At 39.8% G+C, this 15,343-nt stretch carries 14 protein-coding genes and 1 riboswitch; of the genes, 11 read left to right on the forward strand and 3 right to left on the reverse strand.

The window, feature by feature from the left end; genetic code table 11:
• The first annotated feature begins 1 nt into the window (after nt 1).
• Both ACTQX6_RS06410 and ACTQX6_RS06415 read left to right on the forward strand, forming a co-directional pair.
• Nucleotides 2-1,180 carry a M20 family metallopeptidase gene (locus ACTQX6_RS06410; protein WP_168965419.1) on the forward strand — a complete coding sequence of 393 codons (1,179 nt, stop codon included), beginning with the start codon at nt 2-4 and terminating at the stop codon, nt 1,178-1,180.
• A gap of 6 nt (nt 1,181-1,186) precedes the next feature.
• Entirely contained in the window at nt 1,187-1,342 is a 156-nt protein-coding gene (locus ACTQX6_RS06415) for a hypothetical protein (protein WP_181965572.1), read from the forward strand.
• 48 nt (nt 1,343-1,390) lie between these two features.
• On the opposite strand, the gene ACTQX6_RS06420 is transcribed toward ACTQX6_RS06415, so the two are convergent.
• Nucleotides 1,391-1,909 (reverse strand): energy-coupled thiamine transporter ThiT, encoded by a 519-nt coding sequence (locus ACTQX6_RS06420; RefSeq protein WP_022789785.1) that lies wholly within the window; start codon nt 1,907-1,909, stop codon nt 1,391-1,393.
• Between the two features lie 34 nt (nt 1,910-1,943).
• A riboswitch (TPP riboswitch) is annotated at nt 1,944-2,044 on the reverse strand.
• Nucleotides 2,045-2,837: 793 nt separating this feature from the next.
• Between ACTQX6_RS06420 and ACTQX6_RS06425 the strand changes: the two genes are divergently transcribed.
• The 3 genes from ACTQX6_RS06425 (at nt 2,838) to rnjA (ending at nt 6,283) form a co-directional block, all read left to right on the forward strand.
• Nucleotides 2,838-3,791, forward strand: coding sequence for an L-lactate dehydrogenase (locus ACTQX6_RS06425; protein WP_117445711.1), 954 nt, complete (start codon nt 2,838-2,840; stop codon nt 3,789-3,791).
• Nucleotides 3,792-3,838: 47 nt separating this feature from the next.
• Nucleotides 3,839-4,390 (forward strand): peptide deformylase, encoded by a 552-nt coding sequence (gene def, locus ACTQX6_RS06430; RefSeq protein WP_117445710.1) that lies wholly within the window; start codon nt 3,839-3,841, stop codon nt 4,388-4,390.
• 102 nt (nt 4,391-4,492) lie between these two features.
• Nucleotides 4,493-6,283 (forward strand): ribonuclease J1, encoded by a 1,791-nt coding sequence (gene rnjA, locus ACTQX6_RS06435; RefSeq protein WP_259295313.1) that lies wholly within the window; start codon nt 4,493-4,495, stop codon nt 6,281-6,283.
• Nucleotides 6,284-6,378: 95 nt separating this feature from the next.
• Here the strand turns inward: rnjA and ACTQX6_RS06440 are convergent, their stop codons facing one another.
• Together ACTQX6_RS06440 and ACTQX6_RS06445 are read right to left on the reverse strand one after the other, a co-directional pair.
• Nucleotides 6,379-6,624 (reverse strand): Fic family protein, encoded by a 246-nt coding sequence (locus ACTQX6_RS06440; protein ID WP_294688460.1) that lies wholly within the window; start codon nt 6,622-6,624, stop codon nt 6,379-6,381.
• A complete protein-coding gene (locus ACTQX6_RS06445) occupies nt 6,588-6,905 on the reverse strand; it encodes a hypothetical protein (RefSeq protein WP_294688461.1) in 318 nt (105 codons plus the stop codon). Before ACTQX6_RS06445 ends, ACTQX6_RS06440 begins: the two co-directional genes overlap by 37 nt.
• Nucleotides 6,906-7,177: 272 nt before the next feature.
• On the opposite strand from ACTQX6_RS06445, the gene ACTQX6_RS06450 reads away from it, so the two are divergent.
• Genes ACTQX6_RS06450 through ACTQX6_RS06475 form a run of 6 tightly spaced genes read left to right on the forward strand, consistent with a single transcriptional unit; the run spans nt 7,178 to nt 15,343 of the window.
• The gene (locus ACTQX6_RS06450) at nt 7,178-8,017 is read left to right on the forward strand and encodes a hypothetical protein (RefSeq protein ID WP_294688463.1); all 840 of its coding nucleotides are present in this window, start codon (nt 7,178-7,180) and stop codon (nt 8,015-8,017) included.
• 53 nt (nt 8,018-8,070) lie between these two features.
• Nucleotides 8,071-9,357: an FtsW/RodA/SpoVE family cell cycle protein gene (locus ACTQX6_RS06455; protein ID WP_117445707.1), complete on the forward strand. Its 1,287-nt coding sequence runs from the start codon at nt 8,071-8,073 to the stop codon at nt 9,355-9,357.
• Nucleotides 9,338-9,889: a 16S rRNA (guanine(966)-N(2))-methyltransferase RsmD gene (gene rsmD, locus ACTQX6_RS06460; RefSeq protein ID WP_294688467.1), complete on the forward strand. Its 552-nt coding sequence runs from the start codon at nt 9,338-9,340 to the stop codon at nt 9,887-9,889. The genes ACTQX6_RS06455 and rsmD overlap by 20 nt, the downstream gene beginning before the upstream one ends.
• Nucleotides 9,886-10,362, forward strand: a complete 477-nt coding sequence (gene coaD / locus ACTQX6_RS06465) for a pantetheine-phosphate adenylyltransferase (protein WP_294688470.1) — start codon at nt 9,886-9,888, stop codon at nt 10,360-10,362. The genes rsmD and coaD overlap by 4 nt, the downstream gene beginning before the upstream one ends.
• Nucleotides 10,332-11,042, forward strand: coding sequence for a ribonuclease III (gene rnc, locus ACTQX6_RS06470; RefSeq protein ID WP_441657708.1), 711 nt, complete (start codon nt 10,332-10,334; stop codon nt 11,040-11,042). The genes coaD and rnc overlap by 31 nt, the downstream gene beginning before the upstream one ends.
• A gap of 11 nt (nt 11,043-11,053) precedes the next feature.
• Nucleotides 11,054-15,343, forward strand: a complete 4,290-nt coding sequence (locus ACTQX6_RS06475; RefSeq protein WP_294688474.1) for a PolC-type DNA polymerase III — start codon at nt 11,054-11,056, stop codon at nt 15,341-15,343.

A 15,343-nucleotide genomic window follows, 5' to 3' on the forward strand; every position in this document is an offset into this window, starting at 1 on the left:
TATGGAACAAGATTATTATAATCAATATATAGACGAAAAATTAGAAGATGTTTGGAAAATTTCCAAGTACATTCATTTAAACCCCGAGATTGGCTTTAAAGAGTATAAGGCATCAAAGATCCAATGTGATTTTTTACGAAAGCAAGGATTTGAAGTTCAACAAGGAGTTGATGAATTAGACACTGCTTTTGTTGCTACGTATGGCAGTGGCAAACCTGCTATTTGTATAGTCTCAGAATATGATGCATTAGAAGGAATGGGGCATGCTTGTGGACACAATTTAATTTGCGCAACATCAATTTTAACTGGAGATGTTATTAGAGAGTATTTATCCAAGCATCCTGATCAAGGGTGTGTTAAAGTGATTGGAACACCTGCTGAGGAAGGCGGTGGCGGAAAGATAAAGCTTCTAAAAAAAGGTGTATTCGAGAATATAGATTCTGTTTTTATGATGCATCCAACAAGTTATAAAACAAAGCTAGCAGGACGATGCCTTTCGGTTTATGATTTAAAGATTACTTTTTACGGACAATCAGCTCAAGCTGCAAGTCATCCTGAGGAAGGTAGAAGTGCTTTGAGTGCTGCTAATCTTTATTTAACTGCATGTGGCTTATGGAAACAGCAATTGTCTATGGATACAAGAATAAATCAAATAATAGAACAGGGAGGAATAAGAACAAACATCGTTCCTGATAAAGTAGTCATAAAATCAAATGTTAGGTGTTTTAGTGCTAGTAATCTTGAAAAATTAGTGAGATTAATTAAGAATTGTGCAATTAAATGTGCTGATGCTATGGAATGTACGGTGGAAATTGCAATGGAAGAAGGATATCAAGGAAGAGTTCCAAATTGTGTTTTGTCTGATATTTGTAGGGAAGAATTTGTAAAGCTTGATGAGCCTTTAATGGATGGCTTGGTAGACGATTATGGTGGTGAGGATTTGGGTAATGTTTCCCATTATATTCCAATATGTAATCCTTATGTGACTATTTATCCTGATAGAAAGATCTCAGGGCATACAGACAAGTTTAGAGAATTAGCTATATCTGATTCTGGATTAAGATGTATTCAAATAGCTAGCAAAGCAATGGCGCAATCTATTATTAGACTATATCAAAAGCCTAATTTAATAGAACTGGCTAAAAAAGAACTTAAAGAAAGGTTACAAACTGAAAACTAAAACGATTTGACAACAACGGAATTTAACACACTACAAACTGTGTTTGATCAAATCGATGCATTAAACAAGGAACATAAGTCGTTTGCGGGTACACCGGATAATTCGGAAAACATCGTTCGATTTGTATTCCGAACCAAGGATATCGAATCAAAAGATGAATAAAAAAATGATCAGCAGGATACAAAAGCGTATCTGGCTGATCTTTTTTTGTTACTTCTGTTTTTTCATATGAGGTTCTAAAAGCTTCATCATCAAAGGAACCAGAACGATACCTAGAATAAAGGTTGGAATCATGTAGGTTGCCTGATATGTGATGGAACCCCAAAGTGGTGTTTCCCAAACCACAACACCGCTGATCGTTGAACAGATAAAGCGGATCGCATTTGTTACAAGGACACCGGAATAGAAATAACCAAAGTTTGGAAATAGGCTGGCTAAGCCATAGGCTGCAAAGGCAAGCAGATAATCCAAAAGGAATCCGATGAGTGTTGGTGTGTACATAGGCCCGGTAATAAATTGGGCAAATACCGCAACTACCGCAACAAATAATCCTTTTTGCCATCCTAAATGATAACTGGCAATCAACAAAGCCAGTGTGGATACACCTAAGCTTCCACCATTAGGCATTTGCAGGATCGGCATGGTATTAATAAAAGTATCCAATACCATAAAGAGGGCTACATAAAAAGCCATCAACACAACATCTCTGACTGATAAATTCTTTCCCATAAAAAAACACCTCCATTTGAGGCGTAAGGAATTCAAAAAAACTTTGAAGACTCCCTACGCTAGAATTACCTAGATCAGGTCATAAGGGACCGTATGACTACATCTCAGCCTAAATAGGCGCCCCTGTCTTGACTTGTATATTATAATCGAAAAGAAATTGATTTTAAAGCATTTTTTTGTAGCTTTATAATACTAGATTCATATTTTTTTATGGTATAATCAAAATCGTACACTAAGAAGGTTTTGTATACGCTACCGTTAATGTCTCAAAAGATACAAAGAGAGCAGTTTCAATCCTTTTATACTTTATGCGTGAACTGGCTGATTATGAAGACTTGTATCTGCAATCATAATATCGTAATAAGGAATATGGAAAAGCAATCCTAAGAGAATTAACTCGCATTGCGGTAGTGAGGATGTGAGCGTTTGGATTGGAATCAATCCAGTGTTGATTTTTATCTTTCTCTGGGTGCAAAACTAATGTCAGATTGGACAGTGTATCGAAGCAGTGAAACGGCCCTGCAAACCACGGCAGAAGAATAAGGGCATGCAGAAAATGAAGAATCGAAAGGAAAAGGAGTTTGTATGTGGATCTTATGTACAGCATTCAGTCTGATATTTACAGTAGCTCATATTTGGCATAGAGCATCAAAAAGGAAAGGTTCTGCACTGTTGTTAGTTCTTTCACTTTTATCTGTAACCTTTAATCTATTATCGCTCTATAATCAAATCTTAGAATGGGTCCGGCATCAGGACTGGTCGGCCTTAGAAGATGTAGTGCCGGCGATACAGCCGATATTGCTTTTTTATGTAATGCTTATTATCCTTATTAATCTTTTTTTATACCATGGAAATAAAGGATATAAAGCCTATAAATAGATATAACAATGAAAGAATGATACAATACGAAACAGAAAAGAGGTTCAATATGAAATTTCAAAAATCAAAGGTTGTGATCGTTGGTGTTGGCAATGTAGGAGCAACGACGGCTTATAGTATTATCAATCAGGGACTCTGCGAAGAAATCGTACTGATCGATGTCAATAAAGAAAAAGCAGTGGGGGAAGCACTGGATATGCAGCAGGCCATTCATTTTATGAATCGAAACATGGTGGTACGTGCCGGAGAGTATGCAGATTGTAAGGATGCGGATATTGTCATCATTACGGCTAGTGCACCAATGCCAAAAGATTCGAATGATCGTTTAGAAATGTTGCAGCCAAGCATTCATATTATGAAAGATATTGTTTCATCTGTGATGGGAAGCGGCTTCAATGGAATTTTTATTGTTGTGTCCAATCCGGTCGATATCATGACGTATCTGGTATGGAAATTTTCAGGACTTCCTGCCAGTCAGGTCATTGGAAGCGGCACCGCTTTAGATACGGCAAGGCTTTGCTGCAGCCTGGCTTCAATGTATGATCTGGATTCAAAAAGCGTACATGCCTATATTTTGGGCGAACATGGTGATAGTGAGATGGTTGCCTGGTCTTCTTCTACGATCGGTGGAAAGCTGTTATCCGATGTATTGAGTGATAATGCAGAGCGCACCCAAAATGAGACAGAAGAGAGTTTATTGGAACAGACCAAACAGGCAGGTTGGGAAATTTTCAGCCGCAAAGGAAATACGTGCTATGGGATTGCCGCTTCTACGACAGCTATCGTAAAATCCATCTTATTTAATGAAAACCGAATTTTACCAGTCAGTGTTTTGGTCAATGGTATTTATGGTATTGAGAATGTGTATTTATCGGTGCCGACCATTTTAAATGGTTCCGGTGCTAAGGAAACGGTTGAAATTCGCTTAGATGAAAAGGAAAAGAAAGCCTTGTTGGAATCGGCTGCACTTTTGAAGTCCATTTATACAGATTTACAGGTGTAGAGTTTAAATTATTTGCGAAACAGACCGAAATGGATTAGAATAGTTTCATGAAAATTAATAGTGAAACCATTATATTAGACAGTGATCCAAGAATTCGTACAAAAAGCGAGAAAGTAGAACTGCCATTATCGGCGCAGGATCGTCAGTTATTGGAAGATATGCTGACCTATGTTCGCCATTCTCAGAATGATGAGATTGCGCAGGCAGAGGGGTTACAGCCGGCTGTAGGAATTGCGGCAATCCAGTTGGGGATCCCTAAGCAGTTGATTGCGGTTGTTGTGCCGGAAGAAGATGGGGTACAGGAAGCTGCATTAGCCAATCCGAGAATCGTTTCCGAATCGGTACAAAACGGATATTTGGAAAATGGCGAAGGTTGTTTATCGGTTAAAGATGAGCATCCCGGACATGTGTTCCGTCATGCCCGCATCAAAGTACGTGGCTATGATCTGATTCAGGATAAAAATGTAACGATCAGTGCAGAAGGTTATTTTGCGATAGCCCTTCAACATGAAATTGATCATCTATCCGGTATTTTATTCTATGATCGCATTGATGAAAACGATCCATGGAAAGAAGATCCAGAAGCAGAAGTTATCTAATACTCTGCTTTTTTAATTGTTAAGGTATAGGGGTTTTGTTATAATTTAAGAAAGATTAACATATGTTTATTGTATAGAAAAGAGGAATTTATGCCAAAACAGATGAACAGTAGTTTTGGTCATGCTCAATCAAAGAAAACATATCATACAAAGAATCGTGTTGAAAAAAACGATACATTGATTTACGCCCTGGGGGGACTGGGTGAAGTCGGAAAAAATATGTATTGTTACGAACATGAGAATGAAATTTGTATCGTTGACTGTGGTGTGTTATTTCCCGGAGATGATCTTTTAGGTGTTGATTACGTCATTCCGGATTACCATCATTTGATTCGCATGAACAAAAAAAGAAAATTTTTAGTGATTACCCATGGTCATGAAGATCATATCGGAGGTATCCCCTTCTTATTGAAGCAGGTCAATATCGATGCCATTTATGCACCGCGATTTGCCAAAGCTTTGATACAGAAAAAACTTTCGGAACATAAAGGACTGGAGCGTACAAAAATCATTGAGATCAATGATGAATCCCGCATTCATACAAAGTATTTTACCGTAGGTTTCTTTAATACGATTCATTCCATTCCGGATTCTTTAGGCGTTTTGATCACAACGCCAAATGGCTCGATCGTGCATACTGGAGATTTCAAATTTGATTTGACACCGGTTGGAACCAATGCCGACTATCAAAAAATGGCATATATCGGTGTATTGAAGCCGGATCTTTTGATGTCCGATTCAACAAACTCCGGCGTAGAAGATTTTTCGATTTCGGAAAAGAAGGTCGCCAATGAAATTCTGGATATTATGCGTAAAACCAAACAGCGATTGATCGTTGCGACATTTGCTTCTAACGTTCATCGTGTTTCGCAAATATTAGAAGCGGCTATCAAGTGCGGACGTAAGGTCATTGTCTTTGGTCGAAGCATGGAAAATGTTGTCGATATTGGTCGAAAGATGGGTACGATCAAAGTAAAAAACAGTGATTTTTTAAGTCCGGATGAATTAGCCCATATACCGGATGAGAAGGTCTGCATTATTTGTACCGGATCGCAGGGAGAACCGTTAGCAGCTTTAAGCCGTATTAGTAACGGAACGCATCGCTATATCCATATCAAACCGGGAGATACGATTGTGTTTAGTTCCAATCCGATTCCGGGCAATGCTTCCAGCGTTAATAAAGTGATCGATAACTTGTTTAGAAGCGGTGCGACTGTGTTGACAAAGTCGATATTAAACAATCTGCATACAACAGGACATGCTTCTAAAGAAGAACAAAAGCTGATGTTGCAGCTGATCAAACCACGTTACTTTATGCCGATCCATGGCGAATATAAGATGTTGATGCAGCACCGACAGACAGCTATGGAAGTCGGTGTTCCCAAAGAAAAGATCTTTGTCTGCGCCAATGGAGATATCCTGATTTTACGAAACCATGAGGTCCTTCAAAGTGATTGGCGATATCAAGGGGACGATATTTATGTAGATGGAAATGATATTTCCGGTTTATCAACAGCTGTATTAAAGGATCGTCGCATATTGGCCGACAATGGTTTAGTGTCTGTTATTATCGCGATTGATTCAAAAACAAATAAAATTTTGATGCGTCCGGTTATTGTGAGTCGAGGCTTTGTCTTCATTAAAGACTCACAGGGGTTGATTAAAGAGGCTGAATTTATCGTACATAATTCCTTACAAGAGAAAATGAAGGAAAAGACGACATTCTCAGAAATTAAAAACTGTGTTCGTTCTACCTTGGAACCTTATTTGTATAAGAAGACACATCGAAATCCAATCGTGATTCCGGTCATCATCAATTCACGCCAAACGATGGAAGAAATTCAACAGAAGCGTTTGGCAAAACAACGGGTTCGTAAGAAGGAAGAAGCATAAAAATGTAGTCTGGGAGAGCAAGAAACGCTCTCCTTTTTTAAAACTCGATTTTAATGAATATAAGCCTACAAATTAGAAAAAGAGATATTAAAATTTTATGTAGACAGAAAATGCATGACTAGATTCACCATGGTTTCTTTTTCTTCCGGCATAGATTGAGCAATCATCAAAGTAATCGCAACCAGAGTATTATTGGAAATAATTTGTTTGCCATCGACAAAAAGATGATGGTTCTTGTTTAAAAATTCTAGAAATATTGTCACCCCAATTCTTTTACAACCATCCACAAACGGATGATCTTTGATCAAAAAATAGAGAAGGTGAGCCGCTTTTTCTTCCATGCTTGGATAAGCTCCTGACCAAAGACATTTTGATAGATCGTTTCAAGAATTCCTTTTAGCTTTCCTTCAAATTGAATTTGTGCGTTTTCCGCACATGTTGAAGTTTCATCAAGTTCTTTGTCATTATAAATATTTCGAATGTGACGAGTGATTCTTGTTCGATCTACATCAAATAGTGTGGCCATCTGGTCTTGTGATAGCCAAACATCCTCACAATTTTCACTTACAGTTACTTCTAATTCCAATTCACCATTTTTAAATAGTACAATATCCTTTGTCATGTGATTCTCCTTCTAGAAAATAAAAATTTTTTCTTAAAGAAAATTCTAAGTAGAGAATCTTACTAAAAAATGACGGGTAATCCTTTTTAAACAAGTTTTTTTGTTAAGGGTGTAAAGATGAATAAAAAACATCAAATTTATCTATATTTTTGGGAATAAAATGAGAAATCAGCAGAAGTTTAGATTGACTTAGAAAGTCCACGCTTTTTCATTTTGCAGGTATATTCACGTTCTTTTGTTAAATCTATGGTAGAATGGATACTGGTGATAACATGACAACATTACAAAAACGACTTTTAGTTGTGATCAGTATTTTGACAGCTTTTATGGTTTTTGTCGCATCCAGTCTGTTTATGGCCTTTATGATCAATCCAGATCAGCTTTATGTACGCTATCAAAGCGTTGAAGATACAAAGATTTCGCAAGATATTGGCGTAGTTTCCATGGTGTATTTTACAGATGTGCAATATGGCAAATTTCAAGATGATGCCCGTATGGAAAAGTTGATTCATACGATACAGGATTTAGATCCCGGCATTGTGATCTTTGGCGGCGATCTCTATGATGATGCTTATACGCCCAGTGAAGAATCCAATCAAAAGTTGATACAGTATTTCAATCAGATCGAGGCACCATTAGGTAAGTTTTGTGTGTTGGGTGAAAAAGATCAGGATGAAACAAAGGCACAGCCGGTACAGAGCATCTTAAATAACAGTGGCTTTGAGATTCTATCCAATACGTCTGTTCGGCTTTTAAACTGTATTCGTTTGACCGGTTTAGCAACAACACCGGATTATTCCATTTTGAGCGCGAATGCGGCACAAGAATATAATATCGTAGTCAGTCACTATCCCGATGTTTTGTTGGATCAGAGCCTGCAATCGACTGCGATATCCTTGGCTTTGGCAGGACATGCACATGGAACGCAGTTAACGTATCCATTCCTCGGTGCTTACCGAAGCGTAGAAGGAGCGACTTCCTTGAATCGGGCACAATCTGTGAATCTGCCGTTTGAAACGATTCTTTCAGCTGGTGTGGGATGCACAAAGGTGGATGCGCGTTTAAATGCCGACCCGGAAATTCATTACTTCTTATTTTCACATAAGAACTGATAGGCTTTGGTTGTGCCTGGTATTGTGATAAAATAACCCAGTCAGGGGGATCTATGTTTAAAAGAAAAGTAAAAAAAGTGCAGAAACAACAAAAAGAAAAAAAGAAGCGAAAACCGCAATGGGGGCTGTTTTTTGATAAAGTACGTCACTTTTTTTCTTTAACACCTAAAAGTGACAGGATCGTAACATTAGCGGTGCTTTTGTTAGTGCTGTGTGGAACGGTCATGATCATTTCCACCAATGTTGGTGGTACGACTTCAAATGCCAATATTGTTTTGACGACAACAATTCGACAAGTAGTCTATTTGGTCATCTCATTTTTGTTTATGTGGGCAGCCAATCATATTTTTAATTTTAAATGGTTCAGTAAGGCACAAAATATGATTCTGATCTTTGCGTTTATTTTTATGTTGATGCCATTAGCGTTTGCCGCATCCGGAGGTTCCCATGCCTGGATCCGTTTGCCGGGAGGTGTGACGATACAGCCGGCAGAATTCGCAAAACCTTTGTTGATCCTTGTGTTCGCAACTTCCTTGTATCAGGCCAGAAAGGATGCGAGCATGACAAGACATTGGCAGATCTTGTTTCGAAAGCCGTTCATTTGCTGGGCGATGTTGATGGTAGGAATTGTTCTGCAACATGACTATGGAACCGGCTTTATCATTTCCTTTATATTCTTTATCTGTTTGATGATTCCGGCGTACCCGCAAATGGAGACATTTCAAAAATGGCTGCGACGGATCATCGGTACGGTTTTTATCGTGGCACTTGTTTTGTTCTGGGTGACGGACATCGGTACATCCATTTTGTCGCATACACCTCTGGCACATATTGCCACGCGTATTGAAAATGCGAAAAATCCTTATACAGATGTTTACGGAAGTGGATATCAGCCGGCTAATGCCTTATATGGAATTGGAAGCGGCGGCTTATTTGGTCGTGGAATTGGTGGTTCGCTGCGTAAATATGGGTATTTGACACAGGCAGATAATGATTACATTTTAGCGGTCATTATTGAAGAAACCGGAATTTTTGGTTTGGGAATTCTTTCTTTATTATATGGATTGTTGATCTATCGCTTTTTCTACTATGCATTTAAGACCAATGAATTTACCTATAAGACCGTGCTTGTGGGTTCCAGTGCTTATTTATTTATCCATTTTGTACTGAATGTAGGTGGTGTTTCCGGCTTGATCCCATCGACCGGTGTTCCGCTTTTGTTTATCAGTAGTGGTGGTTCTTCCTTGATGGCGGCTTTTATCACTGTCGGGTTATGCCAGCAGTGTATTTCCCAAATTCGGTTAAAGGAGATGAAATCGAATGCGTATCGTATCCGGTAAATTTGGCTCTCGAAAACTGGTCAGCGTGGATGGAATGACGACCAGACCAACATCGGATAAAGTTAAGGGTGCCATTTTCTCCAGTTTAGGAAATCAATTTTCAGGCGGTACTATGTTGGATTGTTACAGCGGTACAGGAAATATGGCATTGGAAGCTATCTCACGAGGAATGGATCATGCGGTATGTGTAGAGATCAATAAAAAGGCTGTGCAGGTGATTCGCACCAATGTCAAAAATCTAGGTGTATCGGATCAAGTTAAGGTGATTTCGGGAAATATCTTTTCTGTTTTGTCACAGCTGCAAACGACATTTGATTTGGTCTATATCGATCCACCTTATAAAAAAGAAGAAAATATAAAGTTATTGGAAGCATTGGATTCTCACGATCTGGTCAATGAAGATGGACACGTGGTTATTGAAAGCCTTGCCACACAAACTTGGCCGGATCAGGTAGGTCATTTTTATAAATATAAAGAAAAAACATATCGGGATACAAAAATAACGTATTATAGAAAGGAAACCAAATCATGACTAAAGCTTGTTTTTGTGGAACCTTTGATCCATTGACCAAAGGGCATATAGATATTATCGAAAGAGCTGCCAGTATTTTTGAGGAAGTGATTGTCTTTGTATCCGTAAACAGTGAAAAGAAAGAGCTGTTTCCTAAAGAACAGCGGATGCATTGGATCAAACAGGCAACTTCTCATTTAAAAAATGTACGTTGTGTCATACAGACAGGTCTGGTCGTAGAAGCCTGTAGAAAAGAAGGTGCCAAAGTTTTGATTCGCGGATTGCGCAACTCTATCGATTTTCAATATGAACAGAATATGGAAGCGATGAATCATCAGATGGCACCGGAGATCGAAACGGTATTTTTGATGAGTGATCCGGCACATCTGTATTGTTCCAGCACCAATGTTCGTGAACTTCTTCGGTACGGACAAGATGTATCCCATATGGTGCCGGAATGTGTATGGCAAGATTTAAAGAAGGTGAAAAGATGAAGGAATTTACAGAATGGATGACAGAAAATGGATTTCAGGTCAAGGATCCGCAAATTTATCAGGAAGCCTGTACACATTCAAGCTTTGCGAATGAACATCATAAAAAAGGCAAGGATAATGAGCGCCTGGAGTTTATGGGCGATGCAGTCTTACAGATATGGAGTGCCGATCAACTGTTTCATATGGAACCGGTCATGCGGGAAGGGCAAATGACAACCTTGCGTGCCCAAACAGTTTGTGAAGCAACCCTGGCGAAGTTAAATCAGAAGCTGGGCTGGTATGAATATTTAAAGCTTGGTGTCGGTGAAGAAAAAAACGGAGGGCGTCATCGTGCCAGTATTTTAGCGGATCAATTTGAGGCCTGCCTGGGTGCTATTTATATCGATCAGGGGTATGGCGCCTGCGATGCGATCTTAAAAGAGCATATGTCTCCTTTGTTCAAAGCGGAAAAAAGTGAAGATGTAAAGGATTATAAAACCCATTTACAGGAGGTCATTCAGGCAGATACACGTAAGACCATTCAATATCGCTGTCTGCAGGAAATTGGACCAAGCAACGCTCCGACATTTACGATGGGTGTATATTTGGATGATATATTGTTGGGAACCGGAACAAGCTCGACAAAGAAAAAAGCCGAGCAGCTGGCGGCTAAAGATGCGTTTGGCAAAATGGTCAGATAAGGAGTGATCCGATGGTTTGGGAAAGCATAGGCAATTTTTTGCCGGAAGAATTTAAAAACTATTTTGAACATGCTCTTTTTGAAAAAGGGCCTGTTTTTCATGTGAAAAAAGAACAGCTGGAAATGACACTGTTACTGGAGCACGTGCTTCCATTTGAGGTGTATTCCCGCTTGTTGCATACATTAAAAGTAAAGACACATGTGCATGTGGATTTGATTGTTCATTCCAAAGATACGCAGGTGGATATGGTCAATCTGGATCAATATGTCAGTTATTTTGTGGAAAAAGATACACAGTTTAAAGATTTTCGTTTTCTTCATCCGTTTATAGAAGAAGATATGGTATATTTTTCGACAAAAGATGAAACAAGACTTACCAAGATGAATCGTAAACTCCCTTCATTGATTGAAAATCTTAAAAATGTCGGGATTCAAATGGAGATGATGTGTAAAAAAATCGAGGATGACAAAGTCATTGAAACACAACATATCGAATTACCGGAAATCCATGCGCCTAAAGAAGAACCGGTACGAAAGACATATCGTAAAGAAGAAGCCGTTTCCTGCGCCATTGCGGAGCTGCAGGTGGGTATGCGCTCGGTGATCATCGAAGGTCATATTTTCTCGGTCGATAATCGTGTCATGAAATCCGGAAAGACGTTACAGATGTTGTATGTATCGGATTATCAGGATGCGATTGTCTGTAAGCGATTTGAAAATGCACGTTGTTCTATCGATGAGATCAACAGTGTGAAAAAAGGCATGAGTGTTCGCTTAAAAGGGGAAGTTGTCTATGACAGTTTTTCTAAATGCGATTCCTTTATGATTCAAAGTTTAGAAGAAATACAGCCGGCTAAGCGAAAGGATAAAGCGAGTGAAAAGCGTACGGAATGGCATGTGCATTCCAACTTTTCGGAAATGGATGGAGTATGTTCCATCGAGGAATACATTCAAACGGCGTATGATTGGGGCATGGATGCGATTGGTATCTGTGATCATCAAGTCGTACAGGCCTTTCCTATGGCGCAACATAAGGTCACAGCTTTAAATAAACAAGATCCGGACCGTAATTTTAAAATGTTGTATGGCTGTGAGATGAGCATGGTCGATCCGGAGTATAAGATCATTTTCAACAATGATCATCGTAAGTTGGAAGATGCCACCTTTGTCGTATTTGACTTGGAAACGACCGGTCTTTCCAATCGCTTAGATGAGATCATTGAATTTGGTGCTGTTAAGATGAGGCATCGCGAGGTCATCGATCGAAAGCAGATGTTTATCGATCCTAAGCGAACCATTCCTGCCAGTATCACGTCTTTAACGCATATTTCACAACACGATGTGGATGGGCAAAAGACGATTGAACAAGCCATTGATGAATTGTTGGAGTTTATCGGCGATTCTATCCTGGTAGCCCATAACGCATCCTTTGACGTTGGCTTTATGAATGCCGCCTGTCAAAAGTGCAATAAAGGGCATTTAACTAATCCTGTGATTGACACCTGGCCATTGGCCCAGGCCATGATTCCGGATGCCAAGCGTTACAACCTGGGAAGTGTGTGTCGTCATTATGGTGTCAGCTATGATGGAGAGGGTGCACACCGTGCCGATTATGATGCCGAGGTACTCTCGCAGGTTTTATGCCATATGCTAAACGAATATGACAGTGAAGTCACCTTGGATGATCTGGCCATCTTAAAGAATGAAAACAGCTATACAAAAGTTAGAAATTATCATACAACAGTCTATGCCAAAAATAAGGATGGCTTAAAAGAACTGTTTGAATTGATCACGTTAAGTCATACTAAATATCTTTCTGCGGAAACGGCCGCCGGTGAACCGAGAATTCCGCGGTTTGAACTGGAAGCCAAAAGAAAGAACGGAAACTTGTTGATTGGTTCCAGTTGCCAAAACGGAGAAATATTTGATTTGGCACATACAAGGGATGCTCAGATGTTAGAAGAGGCCATGGATTTTTATGATTACATTGAACTGCAGCCTTTGGATTGTTACCGCAATCTTCTTCAGATGCGAAGACGTGGTAAAGCCATTCAAAGCGTGGATGATCTAAAAAAGATCATTGGATTTATTTTGGATGCAGCCAAAAAGAAGAATAAGCTGGTGATTGCTTCCAGTGATGCACATTATGTACACCCACATCAAAAGCGAGTACGTGATATTTACATCAATGCCAAGGCCATTGGTAATGCCAGACATCCTTTATATCTGTATGATCAACAACAGCGTAAGGCCACCAGTGCACCGAACCAGCATTTGTTGACAACGGATGAAATGCTGCAGGCATTCTCGTGGTTAGGGGAAGATCTGGCCTATGAAATCGTAGTAACAAATACCAACAAACTCAAGAAAATGACAGAACCGATCTATCCGATCAAAGATAAACTGTATCCACCGGATATCGAAGGATCCGATCAGAAATTGCGAGACATCTGTTTTGAAACAGCGCATAAGATGTATGGAGAGCAATTACCGGAAATCGTAGAAAAGCGATTAAACCGTGAACTGGATAGTATCATCGGACACGGGTACTACGTAGTTTATTACATTTCTCATTTGTTGGTGAAGAAAAGTAACGAAGATGGCTACCTTGTAGGAAGTCGAGGGTCGGTTGGTTCCAGCTTTGTGGCGACCATGAGCAACATTACCGAAGTGAATCCATTACAGCCACATTATGTTTGCCCAAAGTGTCATCATTATGAATTTATTGAAGGTGAAGAAGTCAAATCCGGTTTTGATTTGCCGGATAAACCGTGCCCTGAATGTGGAACCATCATGCGTGGAGATGGGCAGGATATTCCATTTGAAACCTTCCTTGGGTTTGAAGGTGACAAAGTTCCGGATATTGATTTGAACTTTTCCGGGGATTACCAGGCCAATGCGCATGCCTTCACCAAAGAGATTTTTGGGGAGGATCATGTTTTCCGAGCCGGTACGGTAGGTACGGTACAGGAAAAAACAGCTTATGGATATATCAAAGGCTATGAAGAAGAAATGGGGATTGAACCATTCAGTGAAGCAAAACGAATCGACCTTGCCAAAGAATGTGAAGGAGTAAAACGAACGACCGGTCAGCATCCGGGAGGAATCGTTGTAGTTCCGCTGGATATGGATGTTCATGATTTTACACCGGTGCAGTATCCGGCCAACAACCCTCATGCGGAGTGGAAGACAACGCACTTCGATTTCCATCAGATTCATGATAATATCTTGAAATTTGATATTTTAGGCCATGTCGATCCAACCGCTATGAAAATGTTGGAAAGAATTACCGGAAAAGATGTGCGTACGATTCCGATGAATGACGAAGCAACGATGGCAATTTTCTCCGGCTTGGATTCTTTGAATATCGATACGACACGCTACAATGAAGTAACCGGGGCGGCCGGTATTCCGGAGTTCGGCACCAAATTTGTCCGGGGTATCCTGGAAAAGACTAAACCGACGACATTTGCGGAGCTTGTCAGTATTTCCGGATTAAGCCATGGAACGGACGTATGGTTGGGAAATGCCGAGGAATTGATCAATAATGGGACATGTGTGTTAAGTGAAGTTATCGGTTGTCGTGATGATATCATGGTCGATTTAATTCAAATGGGTCTGGAACCCAAACAAGCCTTTACCATCATGGAAAGTGTTCGTAAGGGAAAGGGTTTAAAAGATGAATGGATCGAATCGATGAAGGCCAATAATGTGCCGGACTGGTATATTGATTCTTGTTTAAAGATCAAGTACATGTTCCCAAAAGCACATGCGGTTGCGTATGTAATGATGGCCGTGCGCATCGCCTGGTTTAAGGTTCATATGCCAAGAGCTTATTACTGCATGTTCTTTAGTATTCGTTGTGATGCCTATGATATTTCGACAATGATTGCCGGTGAGGAGGCCATTCGACAACGGATGACCGATATTCGCAGAGCCAGAGAAGATAAGACACAGAAGGTCAGTGATAAGGAGCTTGCGATCTATGACACATTGGAGCTTGCCCTGGAGATGGCTTGTCGTGGCTATCGCTTTGCCAATGTTTCGATCAATCGTTCAGCTGCCAATGAATTTATCATGGATCCTGATGACGATAAAAGCATTATTCCGCCATTTACCAGTTTGGATGGTCTGGGGGATAACGTAGGAAAATCCATCGTAAAGGCAAGAGAAGAAAGACCGTTCTTATCGAAGGAAGATGTTTTAAAACGTACCCAGCTTTCAAAATCATTATTAGATCGCTTAGATATGATGAATGCTTTGGAAGGTTTGGACGATGAAAATCAGATGACATTGTTTTAA

Origin of the sequence: Faecalicoccus sp. LCP19S3_E2 (assembly GCF_052121255.1) — a bacterium.
Taxonomy (GTDB): Bacteria; Bacillota_I; Bacilli_A; order Erysipelotrichales; family Erysipelotrichaceae; genus Faecalicoccus.